Origin of the sequence: Paenibacillus hemerocallicola (assembly GCF_006265175.1) — a bacterium.
In the GTDB taxonomy this organism is placed as follows: Bacteria; Bacillota; Bacilli; order Paenibacillales; family NBRC-103111; genus Paenibacillus_AB; species Paenibacillus_AB hemerocallicola.
In genome coordinates this window covers 37,277-60,369 of sequence record NZ_VDCQ01000027.1, presented here as the reverse complement: position 1 = coordinate 60,369, position 23,093 = coordinate 37,277, and the positions used below count along the sequence as shown (strand labels likewise).

Annotated in this window: 21 protein-coding genes and 1 pseudogene; 3 read left to right on the top strand and 19 right to left on the bottom strand. The window is 56.5% G+C overall.

The window, feature by feature from the left end:
• Positions 1 to 151: 151 nt before the first annotated feature.
• A complete protein-coding gene (locus FE784_RS19435; RefSeq protein WP_139603881.1) occupies positions 152 to 685 on the bottom strand; it encodes a YceI family protein in 534 nt (177 codons plus the stop codon).
• Positions 686 to 922: 237 nt separating this feature from the next.
• Between FE784_RS19435 and FE784_RS19430 the strand changes: the two genes are divergently transcribed.
• On the top strand, positions 923 to 1,210 hold the full coding sequence (locus tag FE784_RS19430) for a winged helix-turn-helix transcriptional regulator (RefSeq protein ID WP_139603928.1): 288 nt from the start codon (positions 923 to 925) through the stop codon (positions 1,208 to 1,210).
• Between the two features lie 10 nt (positions 1,211 to 1,220).
• Here FE784_RS19430 and FE784_RS19425 read toward each other — a convergent pair whose 3' ends face one another.
• From FE784_RS19425 to FE784_RS19345, 18 genes and pseudogenes are all read right to left on the bottom strand, one after another.
• The gene (locus FE784_RS19425) at positions 1,221 to 2,321 is read right to left on the bottom strand and encodes a GerAB/ArcD/ProY family transporter (RefSeq protein WP_176706367.1); all 1,101 of its coding nucleotides are present in this window, start codon (positions 2,319 to 2,321) and stop codon (positions 1,221 to 1,223) included.
• Positions 2,322 to 2,331: 10 nt separating this feature from the next.
• The gene (locus FE784_RS19420) at positions 2,332 to 2,559 is read right to left on the bottom strand and encodes a hypothetical protein (RefSeq protein WP_139603879.1); all 228 of its coding nucleotides are present in this window, start codon (positions 2,557 to 2,559) and stop codon (positions 2,332 to 2,334) included.
• A gap of 13 nt (positions 2,560 to 2,572) precedes the next feature.
• Positions 2,573 to 3,769 carry a Ger(x)C family spore germination protein gene (locus FE784_RS19415; protein ID WP_246132103.1) on the bottom strand — a complete coding sequence of 399 codons (1,197 nt, stop codon included), beginning with the start codon at positions 3,767 to 3,769 and terminating at the stop codon, positions 2,573 to 2,575.
• 15 nt (positions 3,770 to 3,784) lie between these two features.
• On the bottom strand, positions 3,785 to 5,395 hold the full coding sequence (locus FE784_RS19410; protein WP_246132102.1) for a spore germination protein: 1,611 nt from the start codon (positions 5,393 to 5,395) through the stop codon (positions 3,785 to 3,787).
• Positions 5,396 to 6,478: 1,083 nt separating this feature from the next.
• Complete coding sequence (gene trxB / locus FE784_RS19405; RefSeq protein ID WP_139603878.1) at positions 6,479 to 7,432, bottom strand: thioredoxin-disulfide reductase; 954 nt, start codon at positions 7,430 to 7,432, stop codon at positions 6,479 to 6,481.
• 311 nt (positions 7,433 to 7,743) lie between these two features.
• Entirely contained in the window at positions 7,744 to 8,169 is a 426-nt protein-coding gene (locus FE784_RS19400; protein WP_139603877.1) for a hypothetical protein, read from the bottom strand.
• Positions 8,166 to 8,999: an ectoine hydroxylase gene (gene thpD / locus FE784_RS19395; RefSeq protein ID WP_246132105.1), complete on the bottom strand. Its 834-nt coding sequence runs from the start codon at positions 8,997 to 8,999 to the stop codon at positions 8,166 to 8,168. Before thpD ends, FE784_RS19400 begins: the two co-directional genes overlap by 4 nt.
• Positions 9,000 to 9,038: 39 nt before the next feature.
• Positions 9,039 to 9,419 (bottom strand): annotated as a pseudogene (locus FE784_RS41990) (ectoine synthase); the annotation flags it as partial.
• Positions 9,416 to 10,756 (bottom strand): diaminobutyrate--2-oxoglutarate transaminase, encoded by a 1,341-nt coding sequence (gene ectB / locus FE784_RS19390; RefSeq protein WP_139603875.1) that lies wholly within the window; start codon positions 10,754 to 10,756, stop codon positions 9,416 to 9,418. The pseudogene FE784_RS41990 and the gene ectB, both read right to left, overlap by 4 nt.
• Positions 10,757 to 10,793: 37 nt before the next feature.
• Entirely contained in the window at positions 10,794 to 11,306 is a 513-nt protein-coding gene (gene ectA / locus FE784_RS19385; RefSeq protein WP_139603874.1) for a diaminobutyrate acetyltransferase, read from the bottom strand.
• 19 nt (positions 11,307 to 11,325) lie between these two features.
• Positions 11,326 to 12,138, bottom strand: coding sequence for an ectoine/hydroxyectoine ABC transporter ATP-binding protein EhuA (gene ehuA, locus FE784_RS19380; RefSeq protein ID WP_281287131.1), 813 nt, complete (start codon positions 12,136 to 12,138; stop codon positions 11,326 to 11,328).
• A gap of 25 nt (positions 12,139 to 12,163) precedes the next feature.
• A complete protein-coding gene (gene ehuD / locus FE784_RS19375) occupies positions 12,164 to 12,817 on the bottom strand; it encodes an ectoine/hydroxyectoine ABC transporter permease subunit EhuD (RefSeq protein WP_139603872.1) in 654 nt (217 codons plus the stop codon).
• Complete coding sequence (gene ehuC / locus FE784_RS19370) at positions 12,814 to 13,473, bottom strand: ectoine/hydroxyectoine ABC transporter permease subunit EhuC (protein WP_139603871.1); 660 nt, start codon at positions 13,471 to 13,473, stop codon at positions 12,814 to 12,816. Before ehuC ends, ehuD begins: the two co-directional genes overlap by 4 nt.
• 22 nt (positions 13,474 to 13,495) lie before the next feature.
• Positions 13,496 to 14,410 carry an ectoine/hydroxyectoine ABC transporter substrate-binding protein EhuB gene (gene ehuB / locus FE784_RS19365; RefSeq protein ID WP_139603870.1) on the bottom strand — a complete coding sequence of 305 codons (915 nt, stop codon included), beginning with the start codon at positions 14,408 to 14,410 and terminating at the stop codon, positions 13,496 to 13,498.
• A 377-nt stretch (positions 14,411 to 14,787) separates the two neighbouring features.
• Complete coding sequence (locus tag FE784_RS19360; RefSeq protein ID WP_425465553.1) at positions 14,788 to 15,546, bottom strand: winged helix-turn-helix domain-containing protein; 759 nt, start codon at positions 15,544 to 15,546, stop codon at positions 14,788 to 14,790.
• 101 nt (positions 15,547 to 15,647) lie between these two features.
• On the bottom strand, positions 15,648 to 16,853 hold the full coding sequence (locus FE784_RS19355; protein WP_139603869.1) for an MFS transporter: 1,206 nt from the start codon (positions 16,851 to 16,853) through the stop codon (positions 15,648 to 15,650).
• 68 nt (positions 16,854 to 16,921) lie between these two features.
• Positions 16,922 to 17,908 (bottom strand): LLM class flavin-dependent oxidoreductase, encoded by a 987-nt coding sequence (locus FE784_RS19350; RefSeq protein WP_139603868.1) that lies wholly within the window; start codon positions 17,906 to 17,908, stop codon positions 16,922 to 16,924.
• Positions 17,909 to 17,975: 67 nt separating this feature from the next.
• Positions 17,976 to 18,398: an RrF2 family transcriptional regulator gene (locus tag FE784_RS19345; protein ID WP_139603867.1), complete on the bottom strand. Its 423-nt coding sequence runs from the start codon at positions 18,396 to 18,398 to the stop codon at positions 17,976 to 17,978.
• 251 nt (positions 18,399 to 18,649) lie between these two features.
• Here FE784_RS19345 and FE784_RS19340 point away from each other — a divergent pair, with 251 nt between their 5' ends.
• A complete protein-coding gene (locus tag FE784_RS19340) occupies positions 18,650 to 20,932 on the top strand; it encodes a helix-turn-helix domain-containing protein (protein WP_176706366.1) in 2,283 nt (760 codons plus the stop codon).
• Positions 20,933 to 21,365: 433 nt separating this feature from the next.
• Complete coding sequence (locus tag FE784_RS19335; protein ID WP_139603865.1) at positions 21,366 to 23,069, top strand: hypothetical protein; 1,704 nt, start codon at positions 21,366 to 21,368, stop codon at positions 23,067 to 23,069.
• Positions 23,070 to 23,093: the final 24 nt, after the last annotated feature.

Sequence of the window (23,093 nt, the reverse complement as noted above, 5' to 3'; positions counted from 1 at the left end):
TTTGACTTTCTCAACAACCGCCCCACAAAGGGGCTTTTGCTCCGATGCATGTCCAGGTACTTTGCGGGGACACCGAAACTTATAAACCATTATTAAAAAAAAGACGGCAAACCCGGGACGCGTCCCCGATTCGCCGTCTTAACTAGTTGCTTTACGCTTGCTTGGCTCCCTCGATTTCGAGCGAAATTTTGATATCGTCGCCGATCAGGACGCCGCCCGCTTCCAATACGGCGTTATAAGTCAGACCGAAATCGCTGCGCTTGATTTTGCCTTTCGCGCTAAATCCGGCTTTCTCGTTGCCCCATGGATCTTTGCCCGCTCCCTCGAACGTCACCGAGAACGTCTCCGTGCGGGTAATGCCGCGAATCGACACGTCGCCGGTTACGTCATATTCGCCGTCGCCCTTGGAGGCGATGCTCTTCGATACGAATTGGATGCTCGGATATTTCTCCGTCTCGAAAAAGTCCGCCGAACGCAGGTGAGCGTCGCGGTCGCTATTGCGGGTATCGATGCTGTTCACGTCGATATTGAATTCGATGCTCGCTGTAGTCAAATCTTCCGGATCGGCTTCGACCTTCGCCTCGAATGTATGGAAAGTGCCCTTCACGTTCGCGATCATCATGTGTTTTACCGAGAAGTCGATGCTGCTGTGCGTAGGATCGATTGCCCAAACTGTTTTTGCCATTGTCCTGTTCCTCCTTATAATAACTTACATTTGATAATTAACTTACGTTTAGTAACAATAAACTTATTGTATGGGATGATTCGCTTGTTGTCAATCTTAAATTTGAGATTTTTAAATTTTTGTTACTTTTCGTAAGTTAGTGTATAATAGTAATTATCTTATGTCAAGTTAATTAAGTGCAAAGGGGTGATCCGCGTGAAAAAGTCGTCATCGTTAAATCCCCGGTTCGAGAAAGGAATGAACATCGTCAATAAGCGTTGGACCGGTCTGATCGTGCACCAGCTTTTATCCGGTGCCCAGCGGTTCTGCACGATCGAAGCGGCTATCCCGATCAGCGGGAGGCTGCTGTCCGAACGGCTGAAGGATATGGAAACCGAAGGCATCGTCAACCGCGGGGTGTACCCGGAGACGCCGGTCCGCATCGAATATTCGTTGACCGAGAAAGGCCTTGCCCTCGAACCGGTCATCCGGGCAATCGAGGAGTGGTCCGTCAAGTGGGTCGAGCCCGATGAACGCGAACGGTGACGGCGCCCCATTATGCCGGCTCCCTTTTTCTGCGGATTACGGCTACGATCAGGATAAGCAGCGGGAACACGACGGCGTACGGAATAGCGTACGGAAAATATATTTTCGTGCCGAAGTTCATAAAATAAGTAACGTCCGGATAGGCGACGATCGAGAACACGATCATGATCATCCCGAAGGGCAAATAAAGCTGTCTCGCATCCTTCAGCCGGAACAGCTCGGCAAATGTCATCGTCGACGCATAAAAGCTTATCGAGAGCTTAAAATAAATCGTAATGAACCAAATGCCGGCCATCACGACCTCCAGTCTTTCCAAAAACGTGCCGATCGTAATTTTTTTGGCCAAGCTGTAGCTGGGGTACATGTGCCTTGCCGTCAAATCCTCGCCCAGCACCAAGATCGATAGCAGCACGATGACGATCAGCATCCCCCCTCCGATCAAAGTACCGACCAGAAACGCATGCCTCGCCTTCCGCGAATGATTCACATAAGGAAACAGCATGAATACGGTGACGAGCTCCATAAAAGGGGTGCCGAGCACGGGGAGGGCCGCCCGCATAACCGGCTTCGCCCCGTATCCGAGCACAGGCGTCAAATGGCCGGGTTCAAATTGCGGCGGAAGCAAAACGATCATGACGAAAAAAAAGAACAAAACCCACGGCATAAAAATTTCCGCCGTCCGGGTACATGTCTCCAGGCCGTTGCGGATTCCCATAATAATGACGATCAGGAAAAAAATATGGATGAAGTGGATCGGGGTATTGTTCAAGATCTGGGTCGTTATGAAGTCGCCGATATTGCGCAGCACGAGCGCCGCGAGCACAAAAAAATAGCAAAAGTAAAGAAAAGAGACGATCCGGCCCGGCCATATGCCGAGAATCTCCTGGGTGTAATGGACGAACGTCGTCGTAGGGTACCGTTCCGCAATTTTATTGTAAAGCACGACCAGCAGCAGTCCCGCCAGCAGCCCGACGCCCGCGGCGATCCAGGCGTCCTGCTTGGCTTCCTGGGCAAGTCCGGACGGAGCTATCAGGATGGAGCTTCCCACGGTGAACAGAATCGTCAGAATCGTAAACTGGTGGACTCCGATTTTGCCTTTCTCGATCATCATGGTGCCTCCCCTACTCGACTGTGCCAAATATAAAATCGCTGACCGGTTTATACACGGCCGTAATCCAATCCAGAGGATTCGGCAGCGGAATCCGCAGCGCATGCAAGACCGATATCGCGACCGCGATCGCCAACACGACCGCAAAGATCCAAAGCTCCCTCGTCATCTTGTTCCTGACCAGAGCGGGAGCCTCGATCGACGCAATAATCCCGCCGACCAATACAATCGCCGAAGCCATCCACACGAGCGCCTCACTTCCTTTTTTCCAATAAAGAATTGTTCGTCGTTCCGAGTCTCCTGATCTCCACGTCCGTACGGACCGATACGTCTAATTCGGCGAAGCGGGAGCCCCAATCTCGCTTCATGTCGAGCCACGCCTTCGGATCCGCATCCTCGATCGCCTCCCCGAAGCCGAATATGTCCGCTTTGTGTTTCTGCGCTTTGCGAATGGAAGCCGTAATAATTTTTTTCAATTTTTGTTCGGCGAGCGCTTCCAGCTGTTCTATCGTTTCCGTCTTCGTCAGATCGACCTCGCATTGAACTTCGCCCACATTTTCTTCCGCAAATATGTGCACCTCGATTTTCGGCTTTCCGCCGGCAACTTTTCCCGTTACTTTCGAGCTCGCCCGAACCACTTCCACGGTCAGCTCATCCCCTTTCGGACAAGTCAAATGGCCTACCGTGTTTTTTACGTTGTCCATAATGTAATTGTAGCCCTTGCTCTCCTCATCGTTTAACCAATCGATCAGCTTGTCCCCTTTGAAAAGGGCGAGTCCGGAATATTGCAGCTTCGTATAATCCCCGGTCTTGCCTACGTTTCCTTTCGTTCTCCCCGCCTCCTGGTCGCCCTCGATACGGATTCCGGTAAGAACCGCATCCTTAGACGGATCGGATAAGTCGGATATGAACCGGTCCAAAGGCATTTTCACCGTAGGCGCCCATACCCGCTCCGACATCTCCAGCGTATTGAACATTTTATTGGCCGGAATTTTCTCGATAGGAGTCAATATTTCCAACACTTCGTCCGCGCGCGCGCCTTTGGCCACGATCAGAAAAAAGTCGGACCGGAATTCATGGTTTCTCGATATGCCGTCCATGACCTTCTCGATGCCTTGGCGGGCGAGGTCCTCTCCAATAATCAATACGCGAAGATGGGAAGCGAAAACTCTCCGCGGCGCAACCGTAGTCAATTTCCGGAGCGCTTCGAAAAACGTTTTTTCCGTGGCGCTCAATATCGTGACCGGCGTGCTGTAGCCCCCGCCTCCTTTTTTGGAAGCGACCTCGGCCGGATTGACGATCTGCGCCGTCACTTGCACTTGGCTGCCGTCCCGATCCATGCCGATGCCGACCGCTATGGCCAGATCGTTCAATTCCCGCCGGTCCCAGCATCCCGTCAGGATAGTGCAGCCCAATACAAGCATCGTGACGACGCGAATGGCCTTGCGCATCGTTGTTCACGCTCCTTATCCTTTCCCGCGTGCGGGCGGTTTTGTCGTAGGGGCGTTATTTTCCCGAATCGTATTTCTTTGGCTTATGAACCGGGGACGCGAAAACAATCCCCACTGCGGCAAGCGCAATATCGTATCTTTCTGGTCGGTCAAATTGAACGGGGACATGGGCGACATATAAGGCACGCCGAACGAGCGCAAGCTGCACAAATGCTGCACGAGGCCGATCAGGCCGACCGTTATGCCGAACAAGCCGAAGGTCGCGGCAAACACCATCAGAAGGAAGCGGATAATCCGGATGGAAATGCCCATATTGAACGACGGAATGACAAAATTGGCGATCGCGGTAATCGCGACGACGATAACCATCGCGGGCGATACCAAGCCCGCTTCGACGGCCGCTTGGCCGATGACGAGCGCCCCTACGATCGATACCGCTTGCCCCACCGTCTTGGGCAGCCTGACGCCGGCTTCCCGCAATATTTCGAACGTAACCTCCATCAGCAGCGCTTCGACGAAAGCCGGGAACGGATTTCCTTCCCGCTGGGCGGCCAGGCTGAACAGCAGCGAGCTCGGCAGCAGCTCTTGATGGAACGTCGTGACCGCGATATACAACGAAGGGGCCATCAATGAAATAAAGAAGCAAATGTATCGTAAAATACGGATCAGCGAAGCGAATTCGGCGCGTTGGTAATAATCTTCCGCAGACTGGTAAAACTGTACGAACAACGCGGGAGCCATGAGCACGAAGGGCGTTCCGTCCACCAGGATGGCCACCCGGCCCTCCAGCAATCCGGCCGCGATGACGTCGGGCCGCTCCGAATTGTACAAAGTCGGAAAAGGGGTAATCGTCTCGTCCTGGATCAATTCCTCTATATTGCCGGATTCGAAAATACCGTCGATTTGGATGCGACCGAGACGCTCCTTCACCTCTTCGACGATTTTTTCATTTACGATGCCCTTTATGTACATAAGTCCGATTTCCGTCTGGGTAATCTCGCCGATCGTCATCGTTTCCAGCCATAAATTCGTCGTTTTGACCCGTTTGCGAATTAACGCCACGTTCGTATGGATCGACTCGGTAAAGCCTTCTCTCGGTCCTCTGACGACGGATTGCGTCATCGGCTCCTCGATCGCCCGGTCGTTCCCGCCCGCCGTATGGACGGCCAGTCCGTATGGGTACCCTTCGACCATGATGACGGTGTTGCCGGACAGAACGGATTTGTACAGCGTCTGAAAATCGGCCACCGTGGCGGCATTGCCGATCGACGGGATACGGGTTCGGATTCGGTTGATCATATCGGCGTCCGCATCCGGCTCGCGAATGCCGGATCCGATGCCGTCATGCCGCAGCAGAAGCAGCTGCTTCAGCAATTCTTGCACTATCGTTATATTGACTAACCCTTCCATATACGCGTAGCCGATCTGTATCGGACCCGGCATGTCGATCCGGCAGCGTCCGGTAACGACATCCTTGCTGCCTCCGAAAGCCTGCATGATCCGGTCGAAGTTGTCCTTCATATCCGAACCAAGCGGTTCCTTTTCCTCATTCGCCTGCTTGGACTTGGCAGCTGACGCCCTCTCCCGGTTGAACAGGGAGCCCCAGGTTTTATTGATCATTCCCATAAACGACCCTCGTCAAATTGTATATTTGAGTTGTCCGACTGCGTCATAGACCATTTGCCGGGGATATCCAGTTCCCTATTATCCTTTGCAAGTCCCTCGTAAAATATTTATAGAGAAACAAAAAAAGCCACTGCGCTTAATAAGCAAAGCTCTGATCGAAGCCATTTCGGCGAAGAACATCCAAGTCTTAATAGGCCGATATAAGACGAACTGTAAAACATGCAGTTATTTCGGTGAAAAATTGCCTTGCTGGGTAGCGAACTGGAGAATATACAGTTATTCTCGCTTGTTTTACGGCCATTTTCGATCTGGTAGCGATCTACCTGTATATTTTCCAGTTATTTCGATGAAAGTTGCGTAATTCCTGAATTTACCTGCATAATTTCAGGTTGTTGAAAAAGTCAAAAAGAGAGGTTTGTCATACAAAAAGAGCTGTCAAAGTTGGAATCATGAGAATGAGCGAGCAAACAGGAGAAAACATTGCTTTATAGTGGGAGGTGGGGGAAATGTGCGGAAAGCGAAGCGGTTGACTTTACAAACGTGTTGCAACCGCTAAAATCTTAAAAACAACACGATGTTAACGGATGTGGAGCGCATTCCCCCACCTCCTGTCTCCGGCGCTTCCTCTCTTTGCAGACTTTTTCAACAGCCTCACAATTTACAGTTAAGCAAGACGGGACTAGCACTCCGGATCTCCATCGTCCATACTCGACCTTCTCCGTGGTCGCCGCGCTATTGCTTTAGCTCATCGGTTTTTTTCGTTTTCTCGCCCTTGCTTTCACATTGCAAAAATTCGGTCAAATCAGGGAATACGATTTCACCTCGGACCTCGGTACGGTGAGGAACATAATGATTCCGACAGGTCAAGCAAAGCGGAACAAAAAGTTCCGCTATCCTTTCGGAGAGCCGCTAAATTGGGGCGAAGAGGAACATCTCGAAAAAAAGGTTGAATAAATTCGAGTCCATATCTCAACCTTGCCAAACATTTAATAAGGGTCAACCTTTCGGTCACCCCAAAAGCAAAAATCCAGCCCCGACGGCTGGATATCGCACCATGTATTCGGTTCGGCGAAGGCCGACCGCTCAAGCGTTAACGGCATCCGGCACTTCCGCATGCTCGGCCGCCTCCAGAAACTTCTCGCAATCGAGCGCCGCCATGCAGCCCGTTCCCGCAGCGCTGATCGCTTGACGGTAGCGGCTGTCCTGGACGTCTCCGCAGGCGAATACGCCTGGAATGTTCGTTTCCGTCGTGCCCGGCTTGACGAGCAAATATCCGTGAGCGTCGGTCGTCAGCTGGCCGCCGAGAAACTTCGTATTCGGCGAGTGGCCGATGGCGACGAACATACCTTGAGTGTCGATCGTCTCCTCCGAGCCGGTGTTGTTATCCCGAACTTTCAGTCCGGTAACGCCGCGTTCGTCCGCCAGCACCTCGAGCGGGGTCCGGTTCAGGCTCCAGCTGATTTTCGGATTGGCGCGAGCCCGGTCCTGCATAATTTTCGACGCCCGCAGCTCGCCGCGGCGGTGGACGAGCACCACTTCGGAGGCGAAACGGGTCAAATAATTCGCTTCTTCCATGGCCGAATCGCCGCCGCCCACGACAACGATCTTCTTATTGCGGAAAAAAAAGCCGTCGCACGTCGCGCAAGTGCTGACTCCCCTCCCGACGTTCTCCTTCTCTCCGGGAATGCCGATATAGTTGGCCGAGGCGCCGGTCGAGACGATGACCGTCTCGGCTTGAATTTCGCCCAGCCCTTCCACCTTAAGCGTAAACGGACGCTTCGACAAGTCGACCTCGTTGACCCAGCCGGACCGGAAGCGGGCTCCGAACCGCTCGGCCTGCTTGCGCATGTTGTCCATCAGCTCGGGTCCCAGGATGCCGTCCGGAAATCCGGGAAAGTTCTCCACTTCCGTCGTCGTGGTGAGCTGCCCTCCGGGCTCCGGCCCTTCGATGACGAGCGGATTCAGGTTCGCCCTTGCCAAATATATCGCGGCCGTCAGCCCTCCGGGGCCTGTGCCGATAATAACCGTTTTGTACATGATGATCCCCTCCCTTATAGGGCCGGCGAACAAGTCCGCTGCGGGTCTGGAATATGCCTCCGATCGCCGTTGTTCCCGGATTTTCTTGATTTGATAAGCCCTTGATAGGCAAAAATCCGGCAACAAATGCGAACGCTCTCGCTTCTGCGGCATCATTCCAAACCCTCTGCTCATTTGTTCAGCGACCTACCGTAGCTATAAGCTTACCACCGCCGCGGCCGCCCGTCATGAAGGGAGGATGAACGCAAAATGAAACCTTCATGAAGGTCTCATGAAGGTTTCGTGAAGATATCGGTTCCGCCCGAGCGCTGTCAAATCATCCTGTGTACGAGCTCGGGAATATCCTGTCTCGTCGTATAGGTCAAATGCTTGACGCCGAGCGACCGGTAGACCGCTCTGGAACAGTCGCTGCGCGTGACCGCATGGATCGAATCGATTTTCCACGTTTTGCAAATATGGATGTACCGGCAGCACAAATTCATGCTGTCCTCGAACAGGAATACTTTGCCGATCGGCATATCCGGCGGGACCCAGGTGGCTCTGTCCTTCGTATCGACTACGATGACCGGTCCGATGCCGAGCGCCTCCAGCCTGCTTCTCTCGAACGAATTGTTGACCATAGCCGCATGAGGCACCCCCTTCTGCCTGAGCCGGCACAAAAACATCTCTCCCGCCCGGTTCGGCGCGGATACGAGAATGTGCGCCGGCTGGCCGGAAGGTCTCCCGGACTTCTTCATTCGCCCGCCTTTCGCGAAGCGATATAGTCAGGGCGCGGCTTCTGGCCGGAGAACGGCTCCGCCAGTCTGTTCTCTACGCTGTTGAACACGAGGAACACGTTGCTGCGCGGATAAGGCGAAATGTTGGAGCTGGAGCCGTGCATTAAATTGCAATCGAACAGCAGCACAGAGCCGGCCTTGCCGACCGGGGCGACGATCCCGCCTTCCGAGGCGAGCCGGGTCAGGCTGTCGGGGTCCGGGACCCCGTACTGCTGCTTGCGCAGCGACTCCTCGTAATGATTCTCCGGTGTCGCGCCGACGCACGAGACGAAATGCCGTTGGGAGCCCGGAATGACCATGAGCGGCCCATTGAAGGAGTAGTTGTCCTCCAGCGCGATCGAGCAGCTGAGCGCCCGCATGCGCGGCATGCCGTCTTCCACGTGCCACGTCTCGAAATCGGAATGCCAGTAAAAGTCTTTCCCCGTAAAGCCCGGCTTGAAATTGATCCGCGATTGGTGCACGTAAACCTCGCTGCCCAAAATTTGCTTCACCGCCGCCGTCAGCCGTTCATGCGCGGCCAGCTTGGCGAACACGGCGTTGTCCCGATGGACGGCGAAGACGGAGCGGACAGCGTCGCTGTCCGGCTCGCGAATGATTTCGGCCCTGTCGTCCCCTTCCGCCTGCCGCCATACCCGTTGCAGCTCGCTGCGCAGCTCCTCCACTTCCTCGGCCGAGAAGAAGCCGTCGAGAAACAAATATCCGGTCCGCTCGTATTCATCCAGCTGCCCGCCATCGATGACCGATTGGCGGATCGTTTTGTCGTATACGACCGGGTCGACGCGCTCCAGCAGCCGAGGCTCGGGAGCGTGCCTCGACGGGTACGCATCCGGCTCCCCGAGCGAGTAAGCGCCGTCGGCGTCGTGCACCTCTTTGCCCGAGCAGGGCGGGTTGAACACACAGACGACGCGCAAGGACGTCTTGCTGCGCAGCTTGTGCTTCTCGTGGCCGTCCAGCACGTACAGCGTCCCCGGCTTGACCGGATACGTCCGGTTCTCGTCCACGACCTCGATCTCGCCTTCCCCTTCGATGCAGTAGACGGCCTCCACATGGTTTTTATACCACATCTCCGTCTCCGTGCCGGGCTTCATCGTCGTATCGTGCAGAGAAAAGCCTACGCCGTCCCGGCGGAGCAGCAGACGCCGGCTCACCCATGTAGCCGTGTCCACATCGTGCTCGGTCCCTTTTACTTCGTCCAGGTGTCGTACGATCATATGCGTTCTCCTCCCAATCCCGCAGCCTTCGGCAGCAGTTCGATTTTCCGGCTCCGTCCGGCCGCTTCCTCCACGCTATCCGCCAGTAGCCGCAGTCCCCGCTTCAAGGATGCCTTGTCGATCGTCAGCGGCGGCATCACCTTGGCCACTTCGCTGTCCGTTCCCGAGGTCTCCATAATAAGCCCCCGGCGGAACGCCTCCCGGCACACGTCCTCGGCCAACCCTTCCGTCGGGAAAGCGATCCCCTGCATAAGCCCTCGCCCGCGCCATTCGGCCTTCAGCTGCGGGAACCGCGCGATGATCGACTTCAGCTCGCCCTCGAGCAGCGTGCTCTTCTCGGCGATCTCCTTCTCGAACTCGCCGTCCTCCCAGTAGCGGAGCGCTTCGGTCGCGCAGACGAAGGCGAGATTGTTGCCGCGGAACGTGCCGTTATGCTCCCCGGGCCCCCATATATCAAGCTCCGGCTTCATCAGCATGAGCGCCATGGGCAGCCCGTAGCCGCCGATCGACTTCGACAGGCAGATCATATCCGGCTCGATGCCGAACGGCTCGAAGCTGAAAAACGGTCCCGTCCGTCCGCAGCCCATCTGGACATCGTCGATGATGAGCAGGATGCCGTACTTCCGGCACAGCGCCTCGAGCCGCTTCAGCCACCCGGCTCCGGCCGCATTCAGGCCGCCTTCCCCCTGCAGCGTCTCCACGATGACCGCGGCCGGCATCGGGACGCCGGAGCCGCTGTCGTTCAGCATATTTTCCAAATAGGCGACCGTATCCGCGTCTGCGCCCAAGTAGCCGTCATACGGCATGGAGGCCGCATATTGAAGCGGAACGCCGGCGCCCTGACGCTTATATTTATTTCCCGTGACGGCGAGCGCGCCCAGCGTCATGCCGTGAAACGCGTTCGTAAATCCGATGATGTTCGTCCGCCCGGTCGATTTGCGCGCGAGCTTCAGCGCCGCCTCGACGGCGTTCGTCCCCGTCGGTCCGGGAAACATGATCTTGTAATTCATCCTTCTTGGCTTCAGAATGACATCGCGAAACTTTTCCAGAAAACGCTCCTTCGCTTCGGTGGCCATATCCAGACTGTGGCTGATGCCGTCCTCGAGCAAATAGCGGACGAGCTTCTCCTTCATCCTCGCGTTGTTGTGGCCATAATTCAGCGCGCCGGCGCCGGCGAAAAAGTCCAAATAAACGTTCCCCTCGCGGTCCCATACGGTCCAATCCAGCGCTTTGCGGAACACCGCCGGAAACGACCGGCAATAGCTCCGCACTTCGGACTCCAGTTCCTCGAACAACGCAAGCGTACCTTCGCTTTGAAGCAATCCTCCGTTCGTCATGGCAGTTCCTCCTTCGTATTCTTCCTATTCCGTACGGTCAAACGGTCAGGCTGATCCTTACGATCGGCTCGTCTTCATGGCCCTGCTCCGGAAATAATGCAGCGGGAAAGCCCTCACCCGCCGTTTCCAGTACCGTGCCCCTTTCGCGGGCAAACGCTTCGAACAGCCGCCGCGACGGCCCGTTGCCGGGCGATACCGTCGCTTCCAGCCGCGCCGCCGACCGGCATGCGGGCAGCGCGAGCAGCTGCCTCAGCAAAGCCGTAGCGACGCCCTGCCCCCTCGCTTCGGGAGCTACGGCGATTTGCCATACGAACAACGATTCCCGCTCAACGGGCTCGGGCGGCGCGAAGGCCGTCACGAAACCGATGATGCGTTCCTCCCGCTCGGCTACGAGACAGGTGCCTGCAAAATAGTTGAACAACAGCATATAACAATAGGCGGAATTCGGATCCAGCTTGCCGCTCTCCTTGACTAGACGCCATACGGCGCTTGCATCGTCGGGGAGCGGACGCCGGTATAGCACCGTCCCGCAGGGACGGGTTGTTTCCATAAGCGTCTGCTCCTTTCTGTCAGCGGCCGCGGAAGCGGGACAGGAACGACCTGAGCCGTTCGCTGCGCGGATGCTCGAAGATGGCCTCGGGCGGCCCCTCCTCGACGAGCTGCCCGCCGTCGGTGAAGATGACCCGGTCCGCCACATCGCGGGCGAAGTCCATTTCGTGCGTAATGAGCAGCATTGTCATCGAGCTTTCCTCCGCCAATTCCTTGATGACCTTCAGCACTTCCCCGACAAGCTCGGGATCGAGCGCGGACGTCACCTCGTCGAACAGCATCACCTTCGGCTTCATGATCAACGCCCGGGCGATCGCGACGCGCTGCTTCTGTCCCCCCGACAATTGGCTCGGATAGGCGTCCGCCTTATCCTTCATGCCTACCTTGTCGAGCAGTTCCATCGCTTCGGCCCTCGCCTGCTCCTTCGGCATGTTCAACACGTGGATGGGCGCTTCCGTCACATTGCGGATAATGGACAAATGGGGAAACAGGTGGAAATGCTGGAACACCATCCCGATCGAGCTGCGAATGCGGTGCAGATGCTTCTCGTCCGCCCGTACCATGCGACCCTTCACTCTCCTGTGCCACAGCTGTTCCCCGTCCACCTCGATCGTGCCGCCGGTCGGATATTCGAGCGTCATCAGAATGCGCGCCAGCGTCGTTTTGCCCGAGCCGCTCGGACCGATGACGGCCACCTTCTCGCCGGGGTACAAATCGAGGTCGATGCCGCCTAGCACCTCGGTCTCCCCGTACGATTTGCGGATATCCCGATAGCGGACGACCGGCTGCAAGGCGGCCATCTCCCGCACGCTCGTTCCAATGCTGTCGGCCATATTCACCGGCATAACCCCCCCGAGCTTATTTTCGTTTCAATCCGAGCTCCAGCCGCTTCAGCAGCAGCGACGAGCCGTAGCTCATCAAGAAAAACAACAAACCGACCAGCGTAAACGCCTCGATATAGCGGAAGGAAACCGAGCCCAGCGATTTGGCCGTCTGCAAAATTTCGATTAGCGTAATCGCGGATAAAATCGGCGTTTCTTTGAACATGACGATCAAATAATTGCCCATGACCGGAAAAACCGGAGGAATCGCCTGCGGCAAAATGAGTCGGAACCACGTTTGCCGGGGCGAGAAATTGAGCGCCTTGGCCGCCTCCCACTGCCCGCCCGGAACCGCCTCGATTCCCGATCGGTACACCTCGGCCATATACGCGGCATAATGGATGCCGAGCCCGAGGACGCCGGCCGTGAACGGGGACAAGGAAATGCCGTAGAGCGGCAGCGCATAGAACAAAAGTAGCAGTTGAATGAGCAGAGGCGTCGAGCGGATCAGCTCCAGCACGAACGCCACCGTTCGCGAGACCGCCTTGCGCTTCGAGCGTTTGCCGATCGAAAGGGGCAGGCCGAGGATGACCGCGAGCGCAAAGCCGCACAGCGCGGCGCCGATCGTCACGGGCACGACCACCAGCAGCTTCGGCAGGATGCTCCATGCATAGTCCCAGCTCCACTTCATGCTTGCGACCTCCCCACTGCGAACCGCCGCTCCAGAAGACGGACCATGAAGGTCAGAAGCTGGGCGATCACGAAATAAATAAGCAGAATGAGGCCGAAAATGATCGCCGTTCGAGACATGTCGTACGAGCGCAGCATCATGCCTTGGTAAGTCAATTCGGAAAGCGTAATGAGAGAAACGAGCGACGTCCCCTTCAACAGCTCGATTTGCAGATTGCCCAGGGAGGGCAGCGCCATCCGCAAAGCTTGCGGGCCGATAATGCGCCACAGCCGCTGACCGGGCGTCATATTCAGCGCGATGGCCGCCTCCGTTTGTCCTCGGGGCACGGCCTCGATAGAGCTGCGCACGATCTCCGAGCCGTATGCGCCGTAATTCAGCCCGAGAGCGAGCACCGCCGCCGTCATGGCCGACATCCGGATGTCGAACAGCAACGGGAAAGCGAAATACAGCCAGAACAGCTGCACGAGCAGCGACGTCCCGCGGAAAGCCTCGACGTACACGGCCGTGAGCCAGCGCACCGGCGCGAGCCGGGACTGCCGGGCGATACCGGCCGCCACCGACAGCAGCAGAGCCGTTATGGCGGCCAGCACCGTAACCGTAAGCGTCACGGCCGTGCCCTTCCACATGGCCGGGAGAAGCTCCATTACCGCTTGCATCGGCCCCGCCCCCTTAGGCCGGTCACGGCTTCGTCAGCTCCTCGGCGGTTTTGCCGCCAGGCAGTTCATCCTTCGTAAACCCGAACGGCTCCAAAATGTTCAGCAGCTCGCCGGAAGACTCCAGCTTCGCAAGCTCCGCGTTATACGCTTTGACGAACTCGTCTTCTCCCGGGCGGAATGCCGCCGCACCGAAGCCCCGCACGCTCTTGCCGTCAATCGTCGGCTGCTCGAAATCGGCTACCCGCTCCAGATTGCCGTCCTTGGCCGAATCGAGCATCGCCTGCAGCGCGGGACCGGTCATCGTAACCGCCTGTACGCGGTCCGACTGCAAGGCGGATATCGCCGAAGGCTGGTCGGGCACAGTCACGATTTGCTCCTTGGCCACGCCCGATTTGGTCAAATATTGTTCCTCTATGGCGCCGACCATGGCGGCGACCTTGATGTCTTTGTTTTTGGCAATGTCCGCATAGCTGCGCAGACCGGCGGCGTTTCCTTTCTTCACCGCGATCGCCTCGCCGATGCTGTACTCGGGGTTGGCGAACAGCACTTCTTTGGCGCGCTCCGGCGTTATGAACATCCCGGCCGTAATCATGTCGAACCGTTTGGCCTTCAGTCCCGGAATGAGCGCGCCGAATTCCGTCAGCACCCCGTTCACTTCTTTGATCCCCAGTTTATTCAAGACGACTCTTGCCACTTCCACCGCTTCTCCGGTCAGCTTGCCGTCCGGAGTCGCATATGCGTAAGGCTTCTCGTTGGCGAAGCCTACCGTAATGTAGCCTTGCTTCCTTGCTTTCTCGAGCGTAGATTCCGATGCGGACGTCTGGCTGTCGGACGGGGTTGCGCCAGCGCCTGTCGGAGCCGAATCGCCGCCTCCGCAGCCGGTAACCGCAATGCCGCCGAGCAGAAGCGCCAGCAGCAGACCAAACCCTTTCTTCATACCGTAACTCCTCTCGTATCCGTTCCGTATTTCGGGGCCCCATATAAGGGTAACATGTTCGCTCCGATCGGCTCATCCCCGGTCTCGCCCGCTGAGCGGGACTGAGCCCGGCTCTCCTCCCGTGAGAGCAGATTACCGGGAGCACATGGTAAAATCCCCCCATATCCCGCCAATTCCTCCCAAATGCTCCCAAACGCCTTCTGCATAAGGCAAAAGGGGACGAGCAACAGGTCAGCGGCCAGGTAAATGGCTTCACGGATGTCGAGCAAAAAAAATCGCGTGAAAGAAAAAACAGCGCATCGCGATGAAAGTTCATCGCAACTGCGCTGTCGGCCATGTTTTATTCGCGTATTCGGGAGCGTCCGCGTGCTGTGGCTTCAATCGGCGATCCGATAGCCGATCCCTCGCACGGTCGCAATATATTCCGGTCTTTTCGGATCGTCGCCCAGCTTGTGCCGAAGGCTCTTGATATGGACATCGACCGAATTGCTTCCGCCGAAATAGCCGTCCCCCCATAGCTGCGTCATCATTTCCTGCCGGGTCAAGACACCGCCGCCGTTCGCGAGCAGCATTTTAAACAGATCGAACTCGGTTCGGGTCAGCTCGATCTTCGAGCCGGCCTTGTGGACGGTGATCCGCTTCAAATCCATCACGACGTCTTTATGCCTCAGCCACTGCCCGGCGCTTGCCGGAGCGGGAGAAGAGTCGTTCCGGCTCGCCAGCTCCTCGATTTTCGCCAAGGCGGAGCGGAGCGGTCCGGGCCAGACGAAACGGTTGCCCTCGCCGACGGCCGTATCGTTCGAGGCATGGACGAGGAGCAGGGCGTTTTGGGCAAAGGCTACCGGCTTCAGCGATTCGTCCGCCACGCTTCTCGTACGGTCCACGATGACCAGATCGCTTTGGAGCGCAGGGAGAATCGGATCGTTCTCGTGATGGAATACGAGCACATCGTAGCAGCGGATCGTAAGCGCCATAACGAGAGACCGGACGGCCGCCGGGAACGGGCTGATCAGGACGACCCGTCTGGTCGTTTCGCAAAACGCGCCTTCTCCGAAGCCGTCCAACGTATCCGCCGCGTCATCTTCCGGACCGCCTGTCGACGGGTCGTTTTCATGGATGCTTTGCAAGAGGCGCACACTCCTTTACCCCGTATAGAATCAACTGGTTTAAGTTTAGGGCATCGGCGCTTGCCGAGTCAAGAAGCGTGCCTTCTCATCGGAAGCGGGATGCGGCTCCCTCACTTCGCCAAAGCGATGCTCGGCTTCGCTTTCCGTCCCCATGTCATCGACAAATACAGGCTCGCGATCAGGATGATCGCTCCCAGCGCATAAGGCGCATTGATGTGGATATCGAACAGCGTTCCGGCTATCGCAGGGCCGAAAATATTGCCCAGACTCATATATGCGTTATTCATACCGGCGACAAACCCTTGCTCCTCGCCGGCGGATTTGGACAGCAGCGTATTGATGGCCGGCCGCATGATCGAAGTAAGCGCGAAGAACAGCACCGTAAGGGCCAGCACGTAAGCGAAATTGCCGGACAGCAGCATAAGGACTAGAGCGATCGCGGACAGGAGGAACGTCCAGTTGATCAGCGCTCTTTCGCCGAACCGGTTGATCAGACTGCCGATGAAGACGGCTTGAATGATGGTGCCCGCCAATGCCCCTACCGTAAAGATGATGGAAATGTCCATAGGGGTATAGTGATGCTTCTGGTCGACGAACAGCGGGAAAATCGCTTCGAAATTGGCAAGTCCGAACGTCAGCGAGAATATTAATAGAAGCAGGATAAAGTAAGAGGATTTAAACGATTTGCCGAATTGCTTGAAAATATGTTCCCGCTTCACGTTCGCCTGCCTGGAAGCGAGCTGCGCTTCCGCGGATAAGGACTCCGGAACGAACAGCAGCGAGCCGATCGTCGCCAATACCCCGACCGCAGCCGACACATAGAAAGGGGCCCGCAGCCCGAACTCGGCGAGAAAGCCGCCGATGCCGGGACCGATCGCGAAGCCGAGCGACATCGAAGCGCCCAGCAGGCCCAAGCCTTTCCCGCGCTTCTCCTCCGTCGTAATATCCGCGACGTAAGCCAGCATGGCCGGAATCATCGCCGCCGCGCCCATGCCCATAATGAGCCGGGACACGTACAGCAGCCATATTTGCCCGGCTGCGGCGAAGATCAGGTTGGATATCGTAAACAACAGCAGTCCGGAAACGATCATCCTCTTGCGACCGTACTTGTCGGATAATTCTCCGGCGACCGGCGAAAAAATGAATTGCGTAATCCCGAACGCGGCCACCAGATAGCCGGCCGTCTTTCCGCCCGCGCCGAACTCCCTCAGGAAGTCGGGCAGAACCGGGATAATAAGCCCGATACCGAGCATCGCGATAAACATGTTGATCATGAGCAGCAGCATCCGCTTTTGCCCTTTTGCAGCCTTGGTCATATTCCACTCACCTATCCGAAATGATTTTCTCTTTATAGTTTCTTATAGTTTTTTTAGGCGTACGTTTATTACCTGTTCAGTCCGTTCAGCTCCGCCACTATTTCATAGGACCGGAGCCTTGCCTGATGATCGTAGATGTGGGCAACCGCCATAACCTCGTTCGCCCGGGTTTCCTGAACGAACCGCTGCAGCTTTTCCTTGACGGTATCGGGCCCGCCTATTATCGATGAGCCGAACGTTTGCTGCAGGGCCGCCTTCTCCTGTTCGCTCCACAGATGGTCCATACTGTCTACCGGCGCCGGAAGCGGTCCGGGATTGTTGCGGATGAAGCCCAGGAACAGCTGCTGACCGGAGGTCGCGAGCCGCCGGGCTTCCTCGTCCGTGTCCGCCGCGATGACGTTGACCGCAACGAGCGTATACGGCTCCGCCAGCACTTTGGACGGCTGGAAGTTGCGATGGTAAATTTCCAGAGCCGGAAGCAGGTGCTGCGGCGAGAAATGACCCGCGAAGCCGAACGGCAGCCCGAGCCGGGCAGCCAGTCTCGCGCTGAAATCGCTGGAGCCGAGCAGCCAGATCGGAATCGACGTGCCCTCGCCGGGAATCGCCCTTACGGGCATCGTACCCGCTAGATAAGCCCGCAGCTCCTCCAGCTGCTCGGGGAAATCATGGCCGTCGCTCCCCTGTCGCCCGCCTCTCAAGGCGAACGCGGTCCGCTGATCGGTGCCCGGCGCCCGGCCCAGGCCCAGATCGATACGTCCCGGGTACAGCGCCTCGAGCGTCCCGAACTGCTCGGCGATCACAAGCGGAGCATGATTGGGCAGCATTATGCCCCCGGACCCTACGCGGATGGTGGACGTACCGGCAGCCACATGCCCGATCACGACCGAGGTGGCCGAGCTCGCGATGCTCGGCGAGTTATGATGCTCGGCAAGCCAAAATCGGGTGTAGCCCCACTTCTCCGCGTGACGCGCCAAATCGAGCGAGTTGCGCAGCGAATCGGCCGGAGTGCCGCCGACGACGATCGGGGAGACGTCCAAAACGGAATAATTAACCATAGAAATGTTCCACCGCCTTTATCAAATTAACTGTATCCAAACCGGATACATTAAAAACAAAAAAAATTTAAGACTGACAATGTTTAACCTGCTCCAATACATCGCATATCGTCGTTTGCTCCAAGCATCTTCTATATTGGACCTCGGCTTCGCGGAAGATGTGATCCATAACCGACTGCATGTTGGAGGCGACGAGACAATCTTGCCCGGGATCCCCCGAATTCCAATTCGGCTTCAAGGCTCCGCACGCCATCGCGCGGTATATTTGGGCCAGGGTAACCTTCTGCGGATCGCAATTGAGCATATATCCTCCGCCGACGCCTTCCTTCGTCTTCACAAACCCTTGTTCGCGCAAAAAGCTCATAATTTTCCGGATCCGCGTCGGATTGGTCGAAACGTTGCGGGCGATCGTTTCGCTGCTGGCCATATGCTCCGGCAAATAGGCCAGAAATACGAGGCTGTGGACGGCAACGGTAAATTCACTGTTCATTGGCTTCAGTTCCTCCCTCTCCAAGGAGAATACTGTTATGTTAATGCATACAGTTTAACAAGTCAATATAAAGATTCGCTCTTCGCCCTCGCCCGCTGTTGACAGTTCCCGCCTGCGATGTGAGAATGAGTATAGACATGTATATAAGCTGTTTGAACCCGGCAAACGGCCCGGCGGGCGGCCGCATTCCGATACATGCAAGAAACGCGATTGCTTTTTACTCGGGGATCGTCGTCCTGGAGGTATGCACCATGAAAATCGTTCGCCATTTTTCCGAAATGTTTACGTTCAAGCGAAAGCTGTTGGCGGTTATCGTTATTTTGAGCATCGCGCCCATTCCCCTATTCGGCTTATTTTCGTATTATACGGTTTCGCGGAGCGTCGAGGAGGAAGTCGATCTAAACCATCAGATGATATTGGCGCAAATCGAAAAACACGTCGATACTTTCCTTCAATCGCTAGGCAAATCGTCTCTTGAAATCGCTTCCAATCCATCCGTCGAATCTTCCGTCCGTCATGGCATCTCCATAGAACGGTACTTGACCGAATCGACCGAGATGATGGACGCCCTGCAAAAGTATCGCAGCTTATCCGACATCGCCTTCGATATTTCCGTCGTTTACAATCAATTCCATAAAGTATATTCCAACCGGTACGGCTACATCGATCTGAACCAATTCCCTTACCGGGAAATCGTTCAAAACAGCCCATTGAAATACAACGGCTTCGTGGTCGTATCCCCCAATACGTACGCGAATCAGAATGAAATTCTCATCGTCCGTCCGATCCCCGCCACCAGCCTTCCGGGGGTCGGCATGCTGTTTATCCATGTAAACCCGGATAATTTGACGGCCTTTCTCAAGGAGCTCAATATCGGTCAAAAAATTTTGTTCATCTTCGACGAACAGGGCAAAGTGGTGGCGGAAAGCAATGCGTCCGCGGCGGATTCCGGTCTGGCCGCATCGGTCCGGCTATACGAGTATTGGGCGCGGCAGCTGGACGGACCGAATCAAATTCGCTTCAACGACAAGCAGTACGATTTGTCGGCGCTCCGATCGGCTTTTACGAATTGGACCTATGTGACGATGACTCCAACGGCCGAGCTGAACCGGAAGCTGAACAACATTCAGCAGGCAACGTTCGGGATGGTCGCCCTGTTGTCCGGCATCTGGCTGGTGCTGGCGATCGCCGGCTCCAACCGGTTGTATGTGCCGATCCAGAGGCTGCTGTCTTTGTTCAGCTCCCCGCAGTCCGAGAGAAGCGATGCGATTCAGACGCTGGATCGGAATATGCGGCAAATGATGGCTGCCAACAAGCAGCTGCAGGTGCGTCTGGGCGAACAGCTCCCCTATTGGCGGGAAGGCGTATTCCTGCGTCTGCTGCGCGGAGATATGTCGGATCAGGAGTTTCGTCTGCAAATGGAGCATTACGGCTTGCCGCTCGAAGGGCTCTGGTATTGCGTCTGCATCGTCGAGGTCGATCGGTTTGACGAATTTCAGCGCATGTACCAGAAGAAGGACCGCTCCCTTATCGTGTACGCGCTCAGCAAACTGATCGAAGAGATCAGCACCGACCGTTATTCAAGCATAACCGTCGTTCCCCGCTCCGGGCAGTTCGCCCTGATGCTCGGGATCGAGCAATGGAACGATGACACCGAGCCGTCCGTGAGAACGATATGCGACGAAATTCGCCACAAAGTGTCCCAGTTTTTCCCATTTACCGTATCCGTCTCGATGAGCGGCGCCAAGAAGGATTACGGCGGCTTGATCGATTGTTACCAGGAGGCGTTGTCATTGATGGGTTACCGGATGCTGCTGGGAATGAACGTGACGATCGCCAGGCAAGATATCGCTATTTCGGTCAGGTCGTCCGGCAGGCCGCTGATCGAATCGCAGAAAATGATCATGCACAGCATCGCGCAGGGGGATTTCCCGCAAGCCGAGCAGCGACTCGAGGAACTGATGCGTTTAATCCCGAAGTCCGTGCCGAACACGGAGACCGCGCTCGCGCTATTCGCATATTTGATCGGAGAGTTGGACGGCTTCATTCACGAGCTCGGCTACGAGCTGGAGGACTTCTTCGAGACCGACCTGTACCAATCGTTGTACGCGTTCAACTCGCTGAAGGACGTGGAGCAATGGTTGAAAGGCACCGTATTCCGCTCCATCCGGGAGAAGCTGGAGACGCTGCAGATCGGGAAGCAGAAACGGCTGCTGCATCAAGTATTGGCTTACATCCACGATCGTTACGATCAGGATTTGTCGCTGCAGGGAGTGGCGGATCATTTCGGCGCTTCCACGGGGCAGATCGGCAGGGCGTTCAAGGAAGAGCTCGATACGAACTTCAGTCAATATATTATTCAGTATCGGATCAACAAAGCGAAGGAATGGCTCATTCATACCGATATGCCGATCAAGGAAATGACCGAACGGCTGCGCTATACGACCGTGCACAACTTTACCCGCATCTTCACGAAAACCGTCGGCTCGCCGCCCGGCACGTATCGCAAAAACAATCGCGACGAGAAGCTCTGACTTGTCCGATAAACCTAGACGCCCTTGCTCCGCTTTACGTCCATTTCCCCAACCCCTTTCAGATGGTACTGTCCTCTTTTTGACTAACCTAGACGCCCTTGCAAAAGGGCGTTTTTTGGCGTCCGCCCTCCCGTTTATCCTTATCTTCATCCTTTTATCCGTATAGCCGGACGGCTGCGGGAAGAGATAATTGCGCGTAAAAAGAGCATTGTGGTTCGATAATGGTGCAGTTACGAAATCTAGAAGTCCGGTGAATCCGCTGCAGGTTTGGAAGGAGCTTCCGATCGCCGTTGTTCCCAGATTTTTTGATCCAATAACACCGTAATCGGTGAAGCTCCGGGAACAAATGCGAACGCTTACGCTTCTCCAGTCTCCTTCCAAACCCTCCTCTCAATAATTCGCCGGCCTTTAAATTAACGGAGGTTTGCAATCGATGGAGCGATGGGTGGCACGAGGCAAGCCGGCTCCGGCAGAGGTGTCGGAATGGTTCGCCCGCAATGTGGAAGAAGCGTTCGGCCAGTTCGACCCGCAGACGGGCCGTTTTATGGAAGGCGACGGCTGGGCGGTAACGAACCAGGACATTATGCTGTGCATGGCGTTCCTATACTTGCATCAAGCTCCGGGGAATCGTCTGTATCGGGACGCGATGCTGCTGGAGCGGATCGGGTTGACCGGGGATGCGCTGAGAAGCTTTCAATACCCGGACGGAAAAGTCGAGTTCGTCAAGACGGACGGCTCCAAATGGGGCCCGATCTACATGCCGTGGTCGATGTACCACTGGCTGGAAACGTACGGGCTGCTCGCCCCGGAGCTGGGCGAAACACGCCGTGCCGATTGGCTTGAAGGTCTGCAGCTCGCATTCGAGGGGATTCATCGCGAGATGCGGGAGTCGCTGGACCGACCGGAACGGACATCGGCATCGGTCGTGCACAATATTCCGACTTGGAACGCCATGGCGCTTCATCGCGCTTCCCGGCTATTCGGACGACCGGAATGGAAGCAGACGGCGGATACGATGATTCGACTCACGCTTGACGAGCAGGACGAGGAAGGGTTCTGGCCGGAGCATCATGGACCAACCACCCTGTACAATCTTGTCTACGTTCATGCCCTCGGCCTGTATGGCCGCCATAATGGCGAGATTGACGTGATTCCGTCGCTGGACAAGGCGCTCCGCTTCCACGAGCGGTTCACTTATCCGGACGGCTCGAGAGTCGAGACGGTAGACGGCCGAACGAAGTACGACAATCATCCGAGTCCGATGGGACTCGTGGGCTTCACCTTGCTGCCGCGCGGCGAAGCTTATGCGCGAAGCCTGATCGCTTTGGCGATGAACCGGGGCGTCAAATGGAGAGCGCCTCATCTGGCCAACCTGCTGCTGTACTGGAACATGGGCAGCCCGACGGACGATGTGGAAACGGAGGAGTCTTCGACCTTATTCGATCAGCCCGTCTTCGCCGAGGAGCTGGCGCGATCGGTCGCCGTCAAGCAGGACGACTGGTACGTCTGCTTGAGCGCCTTCGCCGCACCGCGCGTCGACTCCCGCTGGGGACAAGACCGGCAAAGCTTCATAGGCGTTTGGCATAAGGATTCCGGCTTGATCATAGGCGGCGGCAACTCCAAAAACCAACCGGAATGGAGCACATTCGAGATTCGTACGGCTGAAGGCGGACATGACTATGTCCCTCATGCGGGAACGCTTAATGCCGACGGCCGGGAAATTAGTCTCTCTTGCGGCCCGCGCACATTGACCGTTGGCTTGCGGTCGGTATCCTCCGACTGCGCCGAGCTCGAGTTTTCATCGGACATCGTTGCCGGAGATGAAGGATTGGTCCACATCCCGCTCCAGCTGAAGCGCGGACAGCCGCTTGATGCAGGCGAACCCGAGGAGGCGCGGGTCGTCTCCGAGCAGCCGCTCGACATCCGCGGAGATCGCGGACTTCATCGTATCCGGCATGCGGGCTGGGAGCTGCGGCTCGAAGGAGCATACAGCTTGAACTGGCCGTCCTATCCGTTCAATCCTTATGCCGCGGACGGCTCGGCCAAGCTTAACGAAGCGGTCGCCGTTCTGACTTTGCCGCTGACCGCGGGCGAATCGAGGCGGCTGATCCTACTGAACGCCGGCAGCTCTTTGTAAGCGAACAAGCAATCATTGTCGTTA

Excerpts from the sequence above, each read along its gene's own strand:
- FE784_RS19435 (WP_139603881.1), bottom strand. The coding sequence starts at position 685 with ATGGCAAAAACAGTTTGGGCAATCGATCCTACGCACAGCAGCATCGAC.
- FE784_RS19430 (WP_139603928.1), top strand. The coding sequence starts at position 923 with ATGAACATCGTCAATAAGCGTTGGACCGGTCTGATCGTGCACCAGCTT.
- FE784_RS19425 (WP_176706367.1), bottom strand. The coding sequence starts at position 2,321 with ATGATGATCGAGAAAGGCAAAATCGGAGTCCACCAGTTTACGATTCTG.
- FE784_RS19420 (WP_139603879.1), bottom strand. The coding sequence starts at position 2,559 with ATGGCTTCGGCGATTGTATTGGTCGGCGGGATTATTGCGTCGATCGAG.
- FE784_RS19415 (WP_246132103.1), bottom strand. The coding sequence starts at position 3,769 with ATGCGCAAGGCCATTCGCGTCGTCACGATGCTTGTATTGGGCTGCACT.
- FE784_RS19410 (WP_246132102.1), bottom strand. The coding sequence starts at position 5,395 with ATGGGAATGATCAATAAAACCTGGGGCTCCCTGTTCAACCGGGAGAGG.
- trxB (WP_139603878.1), bottom strand. The coding sequence starts at position 7,432 with ATGTACAAAACGGTTATTATCGGCACAGGCCCCGGAGGGCTGACGGCC.
- FE784_RS19400 (WP_139603877.1), bottom strand. The coding sequence starts at position 8,169 with ATGAAGAAGTCCGGGAGACCTTCCGGCCAGCCGGCGCACATTCTCGTA.
- ectB (WP_139603875.1), bottom strand. The coding sequence starts at position 10,756 with ATGACGAACGGAGGATTGCTTCAAAGCGAAGGTACGCTTGCGTTGTTC.
- ectA (WP_139603874.1), bottom strand. The coding sequence starts at position 11,306 with ATGGAAACAACCCGTCCCTGCGGGACGGTGCTATACCGGCGTCCGCTC.
- ehuA (WP_281287131.1), bottom strand. The coding sequence starts at position 12,138 with ATGGCCGACAGCATTGGAACGAGCGTGCGGGAGATGGCCGCCTTGCAG.
- ehuD (WP_139603872.1), bottom strand. The coding sequence starts at position 12,817 with ATGAAGTGGAGCTGGGACTATGCATGGAGCATCCTGCCGAAGCTGCTG.
- ehuC (WP_139603871.1), bottom strand. The coding sequence starts at position 13,473 with ATGCAAGCGGTAATGGAGCTTCTCCCGGCCATGTGGAAGGGCACGGCC.
- ehuB (WP_139603870.1), bottom strand. The coding sequence starts at position 14,410 with ATGAAGAAAGGGTTTGGTCTGCTGCTGGCGCTTCTGCTCGGCGGCATT.
- FE784_RS19355 (WP_139603869.1), bottom strand. The coding sequence starts at position 16,853 with ATGACCAAGGCTGCAAAAGGGCAAAAGCGGATGCTGCTGCTCATGATC.
- FE784_RS19350 (WP_139603868.1), bottom strand. The coding sequence starts at position 17,908 with ATGGTTAATTATTCCGTTTTGGACGTCTCCCCGATCGTCGTCGGCGGC.
- FE784_RS19345 (WP_139603867.1), bottom strand. The coding sequence starts at position 18,398 with ATGAACAGTGAATTTACCGTTGCCGTCCACAGCCTCGTATTTCTGGCC.
- FE784_RS19340 (WP_176706366.1), top strand. The coding sequence starts at position 18,650 with ATGAAAATCGTTCGCCATTTTTCCGAAATGTTTACGTTCAAGCGAAAG.
- FE784_RS19335 (WP_139603865.1), top strand. The coding sequence starts at position 21,366 with ATGGAGCGATGGGTGGCACGAGGCAAGCCGGCTCCGGCAGAGGTGTCG.